The 16,202-nt window shown below is 72.0% G+C and carries 13 protein-coding genes, 1 tRNA gene and 1 pseudogene; 6 read left to right on the top strand and 9 right to left on the bottom strand.

Annotated elements, in window-relative coordinates; translation table 11 throughout:
* Window positions 1-45: 45 nt before the first annotated feature.
* The 3 genes from ACIBMZ_RS00985 to ACIBMZ_RS00975 all read right to left on the bottom strand — a co-directional run bounded on the left by ACIBMZ_RS00985 (window position 46) and on the right by ACIBMZ_RS00975 (window position 2,736).
* Entirely contained in the window at window positions 46-1,629 is a 1,584-nt protein-coding gene (locus ACIBMZ_RS00985; RefSeq protein ID WP_396689890.1) for a hypothetical protein, read from the bottom strand.
* Window positions 1,626-2,549 (bottom strand): hypothetical protein, encoded by a 924-nt coding sequence (locus ACIBMZ_RS00980; protein WP_396689888.1) that lies wholly within the window; start codon window positions 2,547-2,549, stop codon window positions 1,626-1,628. Before ACIBMZ_RS00980 ends, ACIBMZ_RS00985 begins: the two co-directional genes overlap by 4 nt.
* 110 nt (window positions 2,550-2,659) lie before the next feature.
* A tRNA-Thr gene (locus tag ACIBMZ_RS00975) sits at window positions 2,660-2,736 on the bottom strand.
* Window positions 2,737-3,060: 324 nt separating this feature from the next.
* On the opposite strand from ACIBMZ_RS00975, the gene ACIBMZ_RS00970 reads away from it, so the two are divergent.
* On the top strand, window positions 3,061-4,152 hold the full coding sequence (locus ACIBMZ_RS00970; RefSeq protein ID WP_396689886.1) for an ABC transporter ATP-binding protein: 1,092 nt from the start codon (window positions 3,061-3,063) through the stop codon (window positions 4,150-4,152).
* A gap of 77 nt (window positions 4,153-4,229) precedes the next feature.
* Here the strand turns inward: ACIBMZ_RS00970 and rlmB are convergent, their stop codons facing one another.
* Both rlmB and cysS read right to left on the bottom strand, forming a co-directional pair.
* Window positions 4,230-5,351, bottom strand: a complete 1,122-nt coding sequence (gene rlmB / locus ACIBMZ_RS00965) for a 23S rRNA (guanosine(2251)-2'-O)-methyltransferase RlmB (protein WP_396689884.1) — start codon at window positions 5,349-5,351, stop codon at window positions 4,230-4,232.
* Entirely contained in the window at window positions 5,351-6,766 is a 1,416-nt protein-coding gene (gene cysS / locus ACIBMZ_RS00960; RefSeq protein WP_396689882.1) for a cysteine--tRNA ligase, read from the bottom strand. Before cysS ends, rlmB begins: the two co-directional genes overlap by 1 nt.
* Before the next feature lie 63 nt (window positions 6,767-6,829).
* On the opposite strand from cysS, the gene ACIBMZ_RS00955 reads away from it, so the two are divergent.
* Both ACIBMZ_RS00955 and ACIBMZ_RS00950 read left to right on the top strand, forming a co-directional pair.
* Window positions 6,830-7,510, top strand: coding sequence for an IclR family transcriptional regulator (locus tag ACIBMZ_RS00955; RefSeq protein ID WP_396689881.1), 681 nt, complete (start codon window positions 6,830-6,832; stop codon window positions 7,508-7,510).
* A 121-nt stretch (window positions 7,511-7,631) separates the two neighbouring features.
* Complete coding sequence (locus tag ACIBMZ_RS00950; protein ID WP_396689879.1) at window positions 7,632-8,495, top strand: hypothetical protein; 864 nt, start codon at window positions 7,632-7,634, stop codon at window positions 8,493-8,495.
* Window positions 8,496-8,578: 83 nt separating this feature from the next.
* On the opposite strand, the gene ACIBMZ_RS00945 is transcribed toward ACIBMZ_RS00950, so the two are convergent.
* Together ACIBMZ_RS00945 and ACIBMZ_RS00940 are read right to left on the bottom strand one after the other, a co-directional pair.
* Window positions 8,579-10,255 (bottom strand): S8 family serine peptidase, encoded by a 1,677-nt coding sequence (locus tag ACIBMZ_RS00945; RefSeq protein WP_396689878.1) that lies wholly within the window; start codon window positions 10,253-10,255, stop codon window positions 8,579-8,581.
* A 155-nt stretch (window positions 10,256-10,410) separates the two neighbouring features.
* Window positions 10,411-11,370, bottom strand: coding sequence for an EamA family transporter (locus ACIBMZ_RS00940; RefSeq protein WP_396689877.1), 960 nt, complete (start codon window positions 11,368-11,370; stop codon window positions 10,411-10,413).
* Window positions 11,371-11,454: 84 nt separating this feature from the next.
* Between ACIBMZ_RS00940 and ACIBMZ_RS00935 the strand changes: the two genes are divergently transcribed.
* The 3 genes and pseudogenes from ACIBMZ_RS00935 to ACIBMZ_RS00925 all read left to right on the top strand — a co-directional run bounded on the left by ACIBMZ_RS00935 (window position 11,455) and on the right by ACIBMZ_RS00925 (window position 12,843).
* Entirely contained in the window at window positions 11,455-12,000 is a 546-nt protein-coding gene (locus ACIBMZ_RS00935; protein WP_396689875.1) for a CGNR zinc finger domain-containing protein, read from the top strand.
* Window positions 12,001-12,187: 187 nt separating this feature from the next.
* Window positions 12,188-12,547: a hypothetical protein gene (locus ACIBMZ_RS00930; RefSeq protein ID WP_396689874.1), complete on the top strand. Its 360-nt coding sequence runs from the start codon at window positions 12,188-12,190 to the stop codon at window positions 12,545-12,547.
* A gap of 11 nt (window positions 12,548-12,558) precedes the next feature.
* Window positions 12,559-12,843: pseudogene (locus ACIBMZ_RS00925) on the top strand (hypothetical protein).
* 43 nt (window positions 12,844-12,886) lie between these two features.
* Here ACIBMZ_RS00925 and ACIBMZ_RS00920 read toward each other — a convergent pair.
* Together ACIBMZ_RS00920 and ACIBMZ_RS00915 are read right to left on the bottom strand one after the other, a co-directional pair.
* Window positions 12,887-14,287 carry a class II fumarate hydratase gene (locus ACIBMZ_RS00920; protein ID WP_396689872.1) on the bottom strand — a complete coding sequence of 467 codons (1,401 nt, stop codon included), beginning with the start codon at window positions 14,285-14,287 and terminating at the stop codon, window positions 12,887-12,889.
* A 54-nt stretch (window positions 14,288-14,341) separates the two neighbouring features.
* Window positions 14,342-16,009 carry a fumarate hydratase gene (locus ACIBMZ_RS00915; protein ID WP_396689870.1) on the bottom strand — a complete coding sequence of 556 codons (1,668 nt, stop codon included), beginning with the start codon at window positions 16,007-16,009 and terminating at the stop codon, window positions 14,342-14,344.
* Window positions 16,010-16,202: the final 193 nt, after the last annotated feature.

Raw genomic sequence — 16,202 nt, 5'->3', positions numbered from 1 at the left:
GATCGACGCGCCGAGAGGGCCGGGCAGGGATGGGGGTGTAGGGGGTCAGGTGGGGCGGCGTAGGTGGTGGAGGGCGGAGCGGCGGGCGGACCTGGCACCGGCCAGCAGGATTCGGGCGACGCGGGCGGTCGGGGTGCCGCTGAGCAGCGAGACGATCCGCCGCAGCCGCGTCAACTCGTGGTCGCGCTCGGCCAGCGTCCGTTCGTACCACTGCGCCAGGGCTCGGGCCTCGCCCAGTTTCCACGCCAGCTCGTCCCGGTCGATCAGCAACTCCCGCCACCCTCGTGCGGTGGTCTGCACACGGTCGTCGGCGAACGACTCCGGATCCCGCCCCGCCAGGACGGCCAGGGTGGCCGCCAGTTCACCGGACGGCAGGAGGTGCGCCAGCCCGGCATCGGCCGTCCGGGCCGCCAACCGGTGCAGCACCCGCACCGACCCGGCCTCCCGCAGCTCGACCCCCGCCGACCCGGCCGCCACGACGGCGTGCCAGGCGCCGTCAGGTGCGACCACCACCTGGTCCGCCGGCACGTCCGCCACCGCACCGGCCTGCCAGCCGGTGAGCAGCGCACGCAACCCGGGCAGATCCCGCCGGGCCGTCGCGGTCAAGGCCAGGTCCTCGACGGTACGCCCCGACGGCACCACCGTCCCGTCGGCGAACCGCCATCCGACGGCCGGACCACGGCGGACCTCTCGACGCTGACCGTCCCGCATCAGCACCCCCGCCGGAGGCCGACCCTCGACCTGATCGGTGACCTCGTCGGACAGGTCCGAAGTGGAGTCGGCGGCGGCCAGGCGCTCGGCCAGCACCACCCAGCCGGGGGCCGACTCCGTGGCACCCCCGTGCCGGACGGCCAACGCCGTCAGCCGGGCCGGATCGGCGAACGGCGGCACCGGGATCGGCCGGTCCGAATCGGCGGCTCCGGTCGGCTGGGTCGTGCTCAGGGTGGCCTGGAGAAAGCCGGTCAGGTCGGCGTCGGCCAGCAGGGCGGACCCGAGCAGGGCGGTCGGCGTTCGCGGCGACGGAAAGGTGGCCCAGGTGCCGACGGTCCACAGGCCGGACGCGGCCAGCCGATCCCGCAGCCGGGGCAGACCGGCGGGACGGGTGTGGTCGTACTCGTCGTCCGGTGCGGCCCAGTCCGAGTCGGTGCGTGGCGGCGGCGGAAACGGCAACCGGTGCAGCCCGAGAGGGTTCTCCGCGCCGAGCAGCAGTCGGCCGGTGGGGCGCAGCATCGACGTCAGCAGGTCGAACAGGTCGGTCCAACTCAGCTCCGGCCCTTCCACCGAGGCGAGCCGCCCCAGCCCGTCCAGGGCCACCAGGTTGTCGTACTGCGGCGAGGCGGGCAGTTTCTCGGGGCTGCCGCAGCACACCTGCACTTCCGGCCGATCGGCGTACCGGGCGGCCAGCGTCTCGGCGTCCGCCAGTCCGCGTACCAGAATCGTCAGGTCGGACGAGGGCACCACGTCGAGCAGGTCGGGATGGTGCGGTCCGACCACCAGGGTGCGTCCGCCGACGGCGGTCAGCAGCGCGGCCAGCGTGGGCCCGCCCACCGGGCCGGGCCCACGGGACCCGTCGAGGTCGGACCAGCCGAGCATCTCGCCGCCGAGCAGCCGCGGGCTTCCGGGGGTCATGCCGAACTCCGATCGCCGGACGCCGCCCCCGCACCCCGCCGCGCGCCTGCGGCGGGCAGCGGTGCCGGTACGCCCGCAGGGACATCCGGCGGGGCCGGTACGGCGGCCGGCGTCGGCCAGCGGAACAGGTGGCGCAACTCGGCGGGGGTCAACAGGCGGTCGGCGCCCAACTCGGCGTCGGCGACCGCGCGCGCCACGGTGACGTCGACCCGGGGACCGTGCAGGTCGGCCCACTGGCGGCGGATGCGTTGCTGGCCGCCCCAGACGGGGGCCTCCCCGGCCAGTCGCATCGGGTCGCCGTACACGGCGGGCTCACAACCGGCCAGGACGCCGTAGAGGATCGCGCTGCACAGCCGGTTGGAGGCGACCCGTCGGTGCCGACGCAGTTCGGCGAGCTGCCGGCCGAGGAACGCCGGGTCCAGGTCGGTCCACCGGCCGCCCCGGTAGCCGTGGCAGACGACCCGGAACCCGGCCTGCTCGTAGTATCGGCGGACCCGCGTCGACCGGTACTCCTGCCAGTAGAGGCAGACCGTCACCGGACCCGGCTCCTCGGCCCGGATCTCGTCGACCAGCCGGCCGTGGTGGCCGAGGATCCGCTGCCCCTCCCAGCCGTGGAAGGGGTACCAGACGGTGCCCTCGCGCCGGGACGGTCCGGCGGGCGTCAGGGCGGCCAGGTACGCGAACGGCGCACCGAGGACGTACGTCCGCCGGTGCCCGAGGGACCAGGCGCGGCGGCGCGTCCGCTCGGACCAGAGGAACAGCGGGACCCCGGGTACGAACTCGTGGTCGGGGGCCATCCCGTCGCCGATGTTCCAGCCGTGTTGCAGGTAGCCGGGTATCCGGGGCGGCTCCCGGTCGTCGAGTCCGCAGTAGCGGGCCAGCACGTGGGAGTGCCCGTAGTAGTGGTTGGCGTGGTGCACGGTGTGGGTGTCCCTGGGGGGTGGCGGGGGCGTTCAGGCGGACGGTAACCAGCCCGCCTGAACGCCCGGCCACGACGAGGTGTCGCCCGGTGTTCCGTGCGCGATACGGATGGAGCCCCCGGCCGGGATCGAACCGGCGACATCCCGCTTACAAGGCGGGTGCTCTGGCCAGCTGAGCTACAGGGGCGTTGTTTCCCGGTCAGCATAGCGACCGACGTCTGCTTTTCCCGCTCGGCAGGGGTCCCGAGCACGGGAAACGTCAACATCCCGACCCGCGGGCGTCGATTCGTGTCCGACCGTGCCCGAGTGACCGGAATGCGAATGCTCTCAGTCCCATGCATCGTCCCGAACCTTGGCATCGCGGCGAAAGCCGTTTACCGTGCAGTGACACGGGCGACACCGGGGTTTTCCTCACGTCGTCCGTCGCGCCGGTCCGGGTCTCCCGTGCCGGTCGCTCCTTCACTCGGATCGTCCGGCACGTTCCTGCCGGTGAAAGGAAGCGCACCCCCTCATGGCTACGGTCACGTACGCGAAGGCGTCCCGGATCTACCCGGGCACCGAACGCCCGGCGGTCAACCAGCTCGACCTCCAGATCGGCGACGGGGAGTTCCTCGTCCTGGTCGGCCCCTCCGGTTGTGGTAAGTCCACCAGCCTGCGCATGCTCGCCGGCCTGGAGGACGTCGACGACGGCGCGATCTACATCGACGACCGGGACGTCACGCACCTCCCGCCGAAGGCCCGCGACATCGCGATGGTCTTCCAGAACTACGCCCTCTACCCGCACATGACGGTGTACGAGAACATGGCGTTCGCGCTCAAGCTGCGCAAGACCTCCAAGGCCGAGATCGACCGTCGGGTCAAGGAGGCGGCGGCGCTGCTCCAGTTGGAGGAGTACCTCAGCCGTAAGCCCAAGGCGCTCTCCGGTGGTCAGCGCCAGCGGGTCGCGATGGGCCGCGCCATCGTCCGGGAGCCGCAGGTCTTCCTCATGGACGAGCCGCTGTCGAACCTCGACGCCAAGCTCCGGGTGCAGACCCGTACCCAGATCGCCTCGCTGCAGGCCAAGCTCGGCGTCACCACCGTCTACGTGACCCACGACCAGGTCGAGGCCATGACCATGGGTCACCGGGTGGCGGTCATGCTCGACGGTGTGCTCCAGCAGGTGGACACCCCGCGTGCGCTCTACGACACCCCGGCCAACGTCTTCGTCGCCGGCTTCATGGGCTCGCCCGCGATGAACATCAAGACCGTGGCGCTCACCGAGCAGGGTGCGTCGTTCGCCGAGATGTTCGTCCCGCTGACCCGGGAGCAGGCCGAGGCGGCCCGCGCCGAGGGCGGCGACGGCAAGGTCACCGTGGGCTTCCGTCCGGAGGACTGCGACATCGTCAGCCCGACCGAGGGCGGCATGCCGGTCGTCGTCGAGCTGGTCGAGGACCTCGGTTCGGACGCCAACGTCTACGGGCACGCCGCCCTGGACGGTTCCTCCGAGCGGTTCGTGGTGCGTACCGACCGGCAGCACAGCCCGAACATGGGCGACACGATCTTCGTGAAGCCGCGTACCGGCCGCAGCCACGTCTTCCACGCCGCCAACGGCAAGCGGATCTGACGTAGCAACCGCGAAGGGGCGGTCCGCCGATGGCGGCCCGCCCCTTCCGCGTACTCCCGGGGTCTGGTGGGGGGGGGTCAGAGCTCGGCGGCGCGGCGGCGCGCCACCTCGGCGAGCGTCACCGCGGCGGCGACGCTCGCGTTGAGCGACTCCACCTCGGAGATCATCGGGATGCTGACGGTCAGGTCGCAGGTCTGGCCGACCAGGCGGGACAGCCCGCGCCCCTCCGAGCCGACCACCACGACCAGCGGGCCGACCGCAGCCGCCAAGTCGTAGAGGTCCGTCTCACCGTCGGCGTCCAGCCCGACGACCAGGAAGCCGGCGTCCTGGCACGCCTTCAGCGCCCGAGTCAGGTTGGTGACCTGCGCCACCGGCACCCGGGCCGCCGCACCGGCACTGGTCCGCCAGGCGGTCGCGGTGATCCCGGCGGCCCGCCGCTCGGGTACGAAGACACCCTGCGCGCCGAACGCGGCAGCCGACCGGATCACCGCGCCGAGGTTGCGCGGGTCGGTGACACCGTCCAGCGCCACCAACAGCGGCGCGGTCTGCTCCACCGCGGCGGCGACCAGGTCCTCGAACGGCTGGTACGCGAACGGCGGCACCTGGAGGCCGACGCCCTGGTGCAGCACGCCCCCGGTCATCCGGTCCAGCTCGGCCCGGCTGACCTCCATGATCGCGATGCCCCGGTCGGCCGCGGTGCGGACGATCTCCTTCATCCGGTCGTCGACATCGATGCCCTGCGCGGTGTAGAGCGCGGTGGCCGGCACCTGGGCGCGTAGCGCCTCCAGCACCGGGTTGCGCCCGACCAGCAGCTCCGGCGAGTCCTTCGCCGGGTTCGACTTGCGCCCGGGCGCGACCCGGGGGCCACCGCGCGCGGCGGGCTGCCTACCCCGGGTCGGCTTGGCCGCCTGGGTGCCCCGACCGCCGCCCCGACCCCAGGTGGTGTCCTTGCTGCCGGGCGTACCGATCTTCGGGGCGCGCCCCTCCTCGGCCGCCGCCCGACGCTCCTTCTCCTGCTTCCAGGCGGTGCGTTGGGGCAGCTTCTCGGTGCCCGAGTAACCCTTGTGCCAGGGACGTTCGTCGGCCGGCAGGGTCCGGCCACGCCCGGCGAGGGAGTCCCGGTTCTTGCCGCCGGAGCCCTTCGGGGCTCCCGCCTTCGACGTCATCCGCCGGCCACGGCGTTGCGAATTGCCGGCCATCAGTCATGTTCTCCAATTGTCCAACGCGGGCCCTGCGGGGTGTCCTCGACCACCACACCGGCTCGCTTGAGTTGATCCCGCAGCGCGTCCGCGGCGGCCCAGTCCTTGCGGACCCGGGCCTGTGCGCGCTGTTCGAGGGCCAGGGCGACCAGGGAGTCGACCACACCACGGAGGTCGCTCGCCCGGGCGCCACCCGTCCACACCGGGTCGAGCGGGTCGACGCCGAGGATATCCAGCATGGCCCGGACGTCGGCGAGCGTCGTGCGGACGGTCACATCGTCCGCGTCGGCCAACGCGGTGTTGCCGTCGCGCACCACGTCGTGCAGCACGGCCAGCGCGGCCGACGTGTTGAGGTCGTCGTCCATCGCCGCGGCGAACGCCGCCGGCACCGCGCCGACCTGGCCGACCCCGACCCGTTCCACGGCCCGCTGGACGAAGCCCTCGATCCGCCGGTACGCGACGGCCGCCTCCCGCAACGCGTCCTCGGAGTAGTCGATCCGGGAGCGGTAGTGCGCGGCCACGTAGTAGTAGCGCAGTTCGACCGGCCGCACCCCGAGCGAGGCGACGTAGGCCAGGTCGAGGGTGTTGCCCAGCGACTTGCCCATCTTGGTCCCGCCGATGCCGAGCAGGCCGTGGTGCACCCAGTACCGGGCGAACGGCAGGTCGGCGGCCTGCGACTGGGCCAGCTCGTTCTCGTGGTGGGGGAAGATCAGGTCCAGCCCGCCGCCGTGGATGTCGAACTCGGCGCCGAGGTAGCGCCAGCACATCGCCGAGCACTCGATGTGCCAACCGGGACGGCCCAGCCCCCACGGCGAGGACCAGTAGGCGTCGGTCGGCTCGTCCGGTTTCGCACCCTTCCACAGCGCGAAGTCACGCGGGTCCCGCTTGCCGCGTTCCGGGCCCTCGCAGGCGGAGAGCATGTCGTCCGGCGACTGGTTGGACAACGCGCCGTACGCCGACCAGGACCGCACGTCGAAGTAGACGTCCCCGGAGTCGTCGGTGGCCGGGTACGCGTGCCCCCGCTCGATCAACTCCGCGATGAGCTGGTGCATCTCCGGGATGTGCCCGGTGGCGCGCGGCTCGTAGGTCGGCGGCAGCACGTTCAACGCCCGGTACGCCTCGCCGAGCTTCAACTCGTTGGCGTACGCGATCGACCAGAAGGGCTGCGCCTGCTCCTGCGCCTTGACCAGGATCTTGTCGTCGATGTCGGTCAGGTTGCGGACGAAGGTGACCTCGAAGCCGGCGGCCAGCAGCCAGCGCCGTAACACGTCGTAGTTGACGCCGGAGCGGAGATGGCCGATGTGCGGCGGTGCCTGGAGGGTGAGACCACACAGGTATACCCCCACCTTGCCGGCTTCCCGCGGGACGAAGTCCCGCACCGATCGGGTGGCGGTGTCATACAGGCGTAGCGTCACCGTACAAGGGTAGCCGTCCGTCGTTTTCCGGGTCCGCCGGAGCCGGGTCGTACGCTGCTGGTCGTGGACTCCGCAGCGACGCCCGACATCGATCCGCCGGCACCCGCCGTACCCGGTGGCGAGACGTCGCAGACGCTGGACCGGGGCCTACGGTTGCTGCACCTGGTGGCGGAGGCGGCGGGCGGGCTGACGGTCACCGAGGCGGCGACCCGGCTGGGCATCGGTCGGGCGGCCGTCTATCGACTGGTCGGCCCGCTGGCCGGGCACGGCATGCTGCGCCGGGACGCCACCGGTCGGTTGCGCCTCGGCGCCGGTGTGCTGCACCTGGCCCGCCGGGCCCAACCGCTGCTCGCCGAGGGGGCACTGCCCGCCCTGCGTCGGCTGGCCGAGCAGGCCGGGGCAACCGCCCACCTGACCGTGGTGGAGGGCGGTGAGGGGGTGGCGCTGGCGGTGGTGGAGCCGAGTTGGACGTCGTTCCACGTGGCGTACCGGACCGGGTCCCGACACCCGCTGGAGCGGGGAGCCGCCGGGCAGGCCATCCTCGCCGGACGGGCCGGCGTCGCCGACCCGGTGAGCACCGCCGGTGAGCTGCAACCCGGCGCGTACGGGGTGGCCGCGCCGGTGCTCGGGGTGCCGGGGCTGGAGGCGAGCGTGGGGGTCGTCGCGCTGGCTCCGCTGGACGCCGAGGCGGTCGGTGCGCAGGTACTCGCCGCCGCCACCGCGATCGCCACCGCGCTGAGCTGATCCGGCGGCATACCACATCCCACGCCCTCGGTAGGCGTTGTCCACAGGCGGTCGTCCCGGTTGCCGTCGCGGTTGTCCACAGGGGTCGCCGGGGCGGTGGCACGGGCCGCAGGCTGCTCTCATGCCAGTTCGCACACAGCCACCGGATGCCCTGGCGTGGCAGGTCTTCCGCGGCTCGGACGTCGTCCGCCGAGGTCTGCTCACCGCCCACCAACTCCGCAACTCCGCCTGGATCCGACTGCGGCACGACGTCTACGCCGACGCCCGACTCGACCGGGACCACACCCTGGCCTGCCGCGCGGCGGCCCTGCAACTGCCCGCCGGGGCGGCCGTCGCCGGGCCGTCCGCGGCCTACCTGCACGGCGTCGGGCACGCCGCCGACTTCGACCAGGCCGTCCACGTCCTGGTGCCGACCCGGGCCGGGCTGCGCAGCCAGCGCGGGCTCCAGGTGCACACCGAGTCCCCGCAGTCGCTGGCCCGGCTGACGATCAAGGGCACCCCGCCGCACACCGACACCGCCCGAGCCGCCTGGGAGAGCGCGGTGTGGCTGGAGCCGAGTCGCTCGGTCGGCATCGTGGACGCGCTGCTGGGCCGAGGGCTGACCACCACGGCGGCGTTGGCCGAGGTGGCGGGCGCGAACGACGACCGCCCCGGCGGACGCCGGGCGCGCTGGGTGTTCGACCTGGCCGACCCGGCCGCGCAGTCTCCCGACGAGTCGCGGCTGCGGGTCGGGTTGGTGCTGGCCGGGCTACCACGCCCGGTGGCCCACCATCCGGTGGGCCTGCCCGGCGGCGTGGTGCTGCGACCCGTCCTGTGCTGGCCGGAGCAGCGGGTGGCGGTGGAGTTCGACGGTCAGCGGCTCTATCCGCTGGCCGGGGCGGGTTGGCTGATACGGCACGTCACCGGCCGGCGTCTGCACCAGGATCTCCCCGGGGTCGCCCGCGAGATCCGCGCCGCACTCCTCGACGGGGGCCTGCGTCGGTGACGGGGCAGAACGGGGGACGGCCCGGCCGGGGGCAACCCGGCCGGGCCGTCTGTTCGCCCGTCGAGGGCGGGTGTCCTATCCGGTCACCGGCGCAGCGGCGCGGTCACCGCCGCATACGCGTCGATGATGCCGTGGCCGTAGAAGCCGTTGAAGTCGACCGAACCGTCACAGTAGGCGTCGAACTCGGCCGGCCGCCCCTCGTTGGTGTAGGTCTGCAACCGCGGCTCGGGGCAGGCCCGCTCGGTGGCGGTCCGGAGCAGGTGCTTCTCGACCAGCTTCGGGGCCAGACCGAAGTCGCCCCGGCCCTGCGGCTTGCCGTACCTGCTCACGATGAGCGCAGCCACGCCGGAGGCGTGCGGAGCGGCCATCGAGGTGCCCTGGAGGTACGTGTAGTAGCCGCACTGCCCGTTGGCCTTGCACTCCTTGAACACGAAGGTCTCGGCGCCCGGCACGATGTTGCCGGCCTCGTCGACCGTCCCCTCCTCCTGGAGCACCTTCTTGGGATAGGTGGAGAGGATCATGTTGGCGTCGGTGCGGAACGTGTCGGTGCCGAAGCCGTCCCGGAACCACCCACCCGGCGCGGCCACCGCCGTCTGCTCGGTGCCGTAGTTGGAGTAGTCGGCCTTCTTGCCGGACGGGCCGACCGAGGACACGCTGATCACGTGCGGCCCCTCGGCGGGCAGGTCCCAGCAGCTCTCGTTGTCGATCTCCCGGGGGTACGGCGCCACGTCACCGTAGTTCGGGCTGGACACGTCGGTACGCGGGTCGCCCAGGTCCTCGTGGTTGTTGCCGAGCGCGCCGACCAGCGTGACGCCCCGGTTGTGGGCGTACGTCAGAGCCCGCTTCATGGCACGGATGGTGGCCCGCTGCGCCGCCTGCGCCTCCGGCGAGTCGGCCGGGTTGGCCGTGCAGTTGTAGAGCCACGGGTCGACGTAGAACGACATGTTCACCACGTCCAGGCCCGAGCGGCCGGCGTGCAGCAGCGCGTTGACCACCGGGTTCAGGAAGAAGTACCCGGAGTCCTGGCCGCCCTTGAGGTTGACCAGGGAGACCTTCGGAGCGACGCCGGACAGGCCGAATCCGTTGGCGGCGGCGCCGATGGTGCCGGCCACGTGCGTACCGTGCCCGCCGTCGTCGGTGCCGACCGGGTCGAGGCAGCTCGGCACCTCGCACTCCCCGTCGATCTCGGGAATGTCCGGGGCGAAGTTGCGCGACAGTGCCCAGTTGAAGTTCGGCGCGATGTCCGGGTGGGCGGCGTCCACGCCGGTGTCCAGCACGCCGACGGTCACCCGGCGGTCGCCGGGCTCGATCTTGCGTGCCTTGTCGGCCCGGATCATCTCCAGGCCCCACAGCTTGTCGTCGAGCGGGTCCAGCTTCTTGCCCCGCTGCTTGCCGGCCCCCTTCGCGGCGGCCACGGCCAGCAGGTTCTCCTGCTCGACCCGGTCCAGCTTCGGCTTGCGGCCGATCGCCTTCTGCTCGGCGGCACCGATCAGGGCGGCGGCAGCCGTCGCCTTCGTCGCGAAGTCGGCCCGGTCGCTGGTCACCTGGAACACGCCGACCTCGTCGGTGCGGGACACCACGGTCCCGCCGGCCGACCGGATCGCGGCGAGGGCCGCGTCGGCGGAGTACCCGTCCTCCGCGACCACGGTGAACGTCCGGACGGTCGTCGGCTCGGCGCTGGCCGGCACGCCCAGACCCGTCACCGTGAGTGCCAGTGCCGCCGCGGTCGCGACGACACCGACGGTGAAGCGCTTGCTCACCACATCGAATCCTCTCTTTGAGGGACGTGGCGTCATCAGACATCAACGCATGACGTTTCGCCAGACCGGCGTCGGTAACGCGGCGGAAGTTCCGCTTCGCCGGAAAGGCCGACCAGGACGGCAGGCAGCTCCGCAAGCATGGACACTGTCGCGTCCTACGTGAGGGCCGGCTCCGCCGCCTTCGTCTGATCCGTGGCGGCGGGTGCGCGCAGTTCGTCGACGCGGACCAGGGCCACCCCGGCGACGATCAACGCGCCGCCCAGCAGTTGCACGACCGTCGGCAGTTCACCCAGCACCAGCCAGGCGATCAGCACCGCGAACATCACCTCGGTGAGCCCGACGAAGGAGGCCATCCGGGCACCCAGGACACGGGCCGCGGCGATCCCGGCCAGGTAGGCGACCACCGCCGCCACCAGCGCGAGGCCGACGATCGGCACCAGCCAACTCGTCTCCTGTCCAGCGAACTCGACCGTGCCGAAGCTGGCCCGCAGCGGTAGCGCGCCGAGCAGGCCGAGCACCAGCAGCGCACCGGCACCGACGGCCATTCCGCCGCTGGCCATGACCACCGACGGCAATGCGGCGTCGACCCGGCCGGCCAGTACGAAGTAGCCGGCCAGACCGACCGCCGCGCCCAACCCCCAGAGCACCCCGATCGGGTCGAGTCGCCCGGCTCCGGTGAGGTCGAGCACGAAGAAGAGACCGGCGAGGGCCGCCGCCGAGCCGGCCACGGTCAGCCGGCGGGGTCGCTGCCCCTGGACCAACCAGGTCCATCCGACGACGAGGATGATGCCGAGGTACTCCAGCAGCAGCGCGACACCGACCGGCAGATAGCGGACCGCGTTGAAGAAGCAGACCTGGGCGAGCGCCACCCCGAGCAGCCCGAAGACGCCGATCGAGCCGATGTTGCGGCGGAGCACCGTCCACCGGCCTCGCAGCACGAGCAGTGCCGGCCCGGCCAGCACCAGGGCCGCGATGCCGACCCGGGCGGCGACGACCGCCTCGGCGGACCAGCCCTCGTTGATCAGCGAACGGGCGAAGGTGCCCGACGTGGCGAACGTGACGGCGGAGAGCAGAGCCAGGGCGAGCCCGGCCCCCGCGACGGGGGAATGACGCATCGACTCTCCTTGGCACGGTCGCCCGCCATGGGCAAACTAGTCTTACGCCGATGACGCTAAAGCGGGGCCACGACAGGAGTCAAGTTGCTTTTCGCCCATGACACCGAATGTTCGCTGACCGCCGCCGCCGCGCTGGTCAACACCGACGGACGGGACGGCGACAAACTGCCCGACGTCGCCGCGCTGGACGCCTTCTACGTCACCCACTCCTACAGCGGTCGGCACGAGCACAGCGAGGCCGAACTCCGCGCGGTACGCGCCCTGCGTCCCCGCCTGCGACGATTCTGGTCCGCCGGCGTCGACGAGATCGTCGAGATCGTCAACGGGCTGCTCCGCGAGCACCGCGCCCTGCCGCAGCTCATCACGCACGACGACGAGCCGTACCACCTGCACGCCGTCCCCCGCGACGCCCCGCTGGCCACCCGGATGGCGGTCGAGGCCGCGATGGCGATCGCCGACGTGGTCCGCGGCGGCGAGCTACGCCGACTGCGGACCTGCGATCACCCCGACTGCGACAACGTACTCGTCGACCTGTCGAAGAACCGGTCCCGCCGGTTCTGCGAAGCGGGCTGCGGCAACCGCGCCGCCGTCAGCGCCTACCGCGCCCGAAAGGCCGCCGCCCGCTCCTGAGGTGACCCGACCCCGAGCCGTTCATCGCCCGCCCGCCGTCCTCGGGAGCAAGGTCACGCTCGGGAGCAAGGTCACGCTCGATCCAGGATCAAGTGGTTATCGCGGGCGACCGATGCCACTCGATCCCGGATCGAGCATGATCTTGGTCCCGAGACACACTGAGCCGACGGGACCACTGCCGGGGGCGATGGCATATCCGACTCAGCTCGAAAGGACGCCGCGCCTGTCCCGACCCGCCCGACCGACCTGGTTCCGCAGCACCCGCCGCAATCAACGGCCGATCCCCCTCGCGCCCCGACACCGTCGGGTCTGGCGTGGGCTGCGCCGCTACTGCTCCTGTGGCCTGCGCTGGCGCACCTGCCCGGACCGGCACGCCCCGGTGCCGACCGAGCCGACCGCCGCGCCGCCGCCGAACCGTCCCTCGTGGGCCCAGGCCGCCGTGGCCCAGGCCGCCGTGGCCCAGGCCGCCGTGGCGAACCCGCAGTTCGGCAGGGCCGGCAGGCGCACGCTGACACAGTCCTGGCGGGCCGACGGCGGCCAGTGGTGACCGGCTCGTCGGTGCCGGTCACGCCGGTCCGCCCGCACCTGGCGTTGCGTCCGCTGTGGCTCTGCCGGGTCTGCGCCGCACCCTGGCCCTGCGCCACCGCGGGGCCCGCCCCTCGTCGCCGAGTACGCCCACGACCGCGTCGCGCTCAGCGTCTACCTGTGTGCGGTGCTGCACGACGCCACCGCCGACCTGTACCGCCTGAATCCGGACGACGGACCGACTCCAGCGGCACTCTTCGCCCGCTCCTCGCCTGGGTGCCGCGCGGTCAACCTGACCGTGACCAGCCTGACCCGTGACACACCCCCGGCCCGTGACCGGCGCCCCCGCAGAGGTCCACGCTCAGGGGTGGGTCATCCGGAGCAGGTCGAGCGCCTCGTCCAGTTGCGTCTCGCTGAGTTTGCCGGACTCGACGTGGCCCCGCGAGATCACCACCTCCCGGATGGAGATCTGCTTCTCCAGCGCCTCCTTCGCGATCGAGGCGGCCTCGTCGTACCCGAGGTGGCGGTTGAGCGGGGTGACGATCGACGGCGAGCCCTCGGCGTACGACAGACAGACCTCGGCGTCCGCGACCAGGCCGACCACGCAGCGGTCGGCGAGCAGGCGGCTCGACGCGGCGATCAGCCGGATCGACTCCAGGAGGTTGCGGCCCATCACCGGCAGCATGACGTTCAGTTCGAAGTCGCCCTGCGAACCGGCGAAGGCCACCGTGGCGTCGTTGCCGACGACCTGCGCGCAGACCTGCCGAACCGCCTCGCAGACCACCGGGTTGACCTTGCCCGGCATGATCGAGGAGCCCGGCTGGAGGTCGGGTATACGCAGCTCACGCAGGCCGGCGCGCGGGCCGGAACCCATCCAGCGGATGTCGTTGGCGATCTTGTAAAGCCCCACCGCGACGGTACGCAACTGGCCCGACGTCTCCACCAGCGCGTCGCGGGCGCCCTGCGCCTCGAAGTGGTTCCGCGCCTCGCTCAGCGGCAGCCCGGTCGAGTCACGCAGCTTCTCGATCACGCGGGCGGCGAATCCGAGCGGCGTGTTGATGCCGGTGCCCACCGCCGTACCGCCCAGCGGCAGCTCGGCCAGCCGGGGCAGCACGCCCTCCACCCGGTCCCGGCCATAGCGGATCTGGGCGGCGTACCCGCCGAACTCCTGCCCGAGGGTAACCGGCGTGGCGTCCATCAGGTGGGTACGCCCGGCCTTGACCACGGTCTCGAACTCCGACGCCTTCGCCTCCAGCGCGGCGGCCAGGTGGTCCAGCGCCGGCAGCAGATCCCGTACGACGGCCTCGGTGGCCGCCAGGTGGATCGAGGAGGGGAAGACGTCGTTGCTGGACTGCGAGGCGTTGACGTCGTCGTTGGGGTGGACGGCGTCGCCCAGCTCCCGCCCGGCGAGCGTGGCGATCACCTCGTTGGTGTTCATGTTGGACGACGTGCCGGAGCCGGTCTGGAACACGTCGACCGGGAACTGGTCGTCGTACCCGCCGTCGGCCACGTGCGCGGCGGCGGCGGCGATCGCGGCGGCCACGTTCCCGGCGATCACGCCCAGATCCCCGTTGACCTCGGCCGCCGCGCCCTTGATCTGCGCGAGGGCGCGGATCTGCGCCGGCTCGATCCCCCGGCCCGAGATCGGGAAGTTCTGCACCGCCCGCTGCGTCTGGGCCCGCCAGAGCGCCTCGGCGGGCACCTCCACCTCGCCCATCGAGTCGCGTTCGATCCGGTAGCCCGTGGTCTCCGTGTTCGTCACGCGTTCCATCCTGCCCCGCAGACAGCGGACGTGCAGATGATCGCGGCAGCGCGGTCAGCGGCGACCGATGCTGAGGACCGGCTTGGTCACCTCGGCGAAGAAGTCGTTGCCCTTGTCGTCGACCACGATGAAGGCCGGGAAGTCCTCCACCTCGATCTTCCAGACCGCCTCCATGCCGAGTTCCGCGTACTCCAGGACCTCGACGTGCTTGATGCAGTCCTGGGCGAGCCGGGCCGCCGGCCCACCGATCGAGCCCAGGTAGAAGCCGCCGTGCTGCTCACAGGAGCGGGTCACCTGGGTCGACCGGTTGCCCTTGGCGAGCATCACCATCGAGCCGCCGGCCGCCTGGAACTTCTCCACGTACGCGTCCATCCGCCCGGCCGTGGTCGGACCGAACGAGCCGGAGGCGTACCCCTCCGGGGTCTTCGCAGGACCGGCGTAGTAGACGGCGTGGTCGCGGAGATACTGCGGCATCGACTCGCCCGCGTCCAGCCGCTCGGCGATCTTCGCGTGCGCGATGTCGCGGGCCACCACCAGCGGGCCGGTCAGCGACAAACGCGTCTTCACCGGGTACTTCGACAGCTCGGCCCGGATCTCGTCCATCGGGCGATTCAGGTCGACGCGGACCACCTCGGTGGCATCCAACTGCGCCTCGGTGACCTCGGGCAGATAGCGGGCCGGGTCGGTTTCGAGTCGCTCCAGCCACACACCCGACGGGGTGATCTTCGCGACCGCCTGGCGGTCCGCCGAGCAGGACACCGCGATCGCCACCGGGCAGGACGCGCCGTGTCGGGGCAGCCGCACCACCCGCACGTCGTGGCAGAAGTACCGCCCACCGAACTGCGCGCCGATGCCGAAGTTGCGGGTCAGCTCCAGCACCTCGGCCTCCAACTCCAGGTCCCGGAAGCCGTGCGCGGTCATCGAGCCGGAGGTGGGCAGCGCGTCGAGGTACTTGGCGCTGGCGTACTTGGCGGTCTTGAGGGCGTACTCGGCGCTGGTGCCGCCGATCACCACCGCCAGGTGGTACGGCGGGCAGGCCGAGGTGCCGATCAGCCGCAGCTTCTCGTCCAGGAACTGCATCATCCGCGTCGGGTTCAGCAGCGCCTTCGTCTCCTGGTAGAGGTACGACTTGTTGGCCGAGCCGCCCCCCTTGGCCATGAACAGGAACTTGTACGCGTCTGGGTGCCCGTCCGGGTCCTCCGCGTACAGATCCACCTGGGCCGGGAGGTTGCTGCCGGTGTTGCGTTCCTCCCACATGGTGAGCGGGGCGAGCTGGGAGTAGCGCAGGTTCAACCGCGTGTACGCCTGCCACACGCCGCGCGAGATCGCCTCGGCGTCGCTGCCGTCGGTGAGCACGTGCCGCCCACGCTTGCCCATCACGATCGCGGTACCGGTGTCCTGGCACATCGGCAGCACCCCGCCGGCCGCGATGTTGGCGTTACGCAGCAGGTCGAGCGCCACGAACCGGTCGTTCGGCGACGCCTGCGGGTCGTCGACGATCGACCGCAACTGGGCCAGGTGCGCCGGCCGCAGGAAGTGCGCGATGTCGTGCATCGCCTCGGCGGTCAACGCGGTCAGCGCCGCCGGGTCCACGGTCAGGAACCGCCGACCACCGGGACCGTTGACGACGTCGACGCCCTCGTCGGTGATCAGGCGGTACTCCGTCTGGTCGGGACCGGTCGGCAGCAGGGGGGCGTACGAGAAATCCACAGCACCGCTCATGACGACGCTCCGCTTCGCTCCGCGCCACCATGAGGCACCGCCGCACTGCGCTGATGATTCGCTCGCTGGCGCTCGCTCATGACGACACTCCGCTTCGCTGCGTGTCGCCATGAGGCCATCACCGCACCGAGTTGATGATTCGCTCGCTGGCGCTCGCTCATGACGGCAAAGCCTAGGGCAGACGGGTCGATCA

It is taken from the genome of Micromonospora sp. NPDC049900 (assembly GCF_044461025.1).
In the GTDB taxonomy this organism is placed as follows: domain Bacteria; phylum Actinomycetota; class Actinomycetes; order Mycobacteriales; family Micromonosporaceae; genus Micromonospora.
Note: the sequence above shows the minus strand (reverse complement) of the source record. Positions and strands in the feature narration are given on the sequence as shown.

Excerpts from the sequence above, each read along its gene's own strand:
- ACIBMZ_RS00915 (WP_396689870.1), bottom strand. The coding sequence starts at position 16,009 with ATGAGCGGTGCTGTGGATTTCTCGTACGCCCCCCTGCTGCCGACCGGT.
- ACIBMZ_RS00930 (WP_396689874.1), top strand. The coding sequence starts at position 12,188 with ATGGCATATCCGACTCAGCTCGAAAGGACGCCGCGCCTGTCCCGACCC.
- ACIBMZ_RS00985 (WP_396689890.1), bottom strand. The coding sequence starts at position 1,629 with ATGACCCCCGGAAGCCCGCGGCTGCTCGGCGGCGAGATGCTCGGCTGG.
- ACIBMZ_RS00970 (WP_396689886.1), top strand. The coding sequence starts at position 3,061 with ATGGCTACGGTCACGTACGCGAAGGCGTCCCGGATCTACCCGGGCACC.
- ACIBMZ_RS00950 (WP_396689879.1), top strand. The coding sequence starts at position 7,632 with ATGCCAGTTCGCACACAGCCACCGGATGCCCTGGCGTGGCAGGTCTTC.
- rlmB (WP_396689884.1), bottom strand. The coding sequence starts at position 5,351 with ATGGCCGGCAATTCGCAACGCCGTGGCCGGCGGATGACGTCGAAGGCG.
- ACIBMZ_RS00940 (WP_396689877.1), bottom strand. The coding sequence starts at position 11,370 with ATGCGTCATTCCCCCGTCGCGGGGGCCGGGCTCGCCCTGGCTCTGCTC.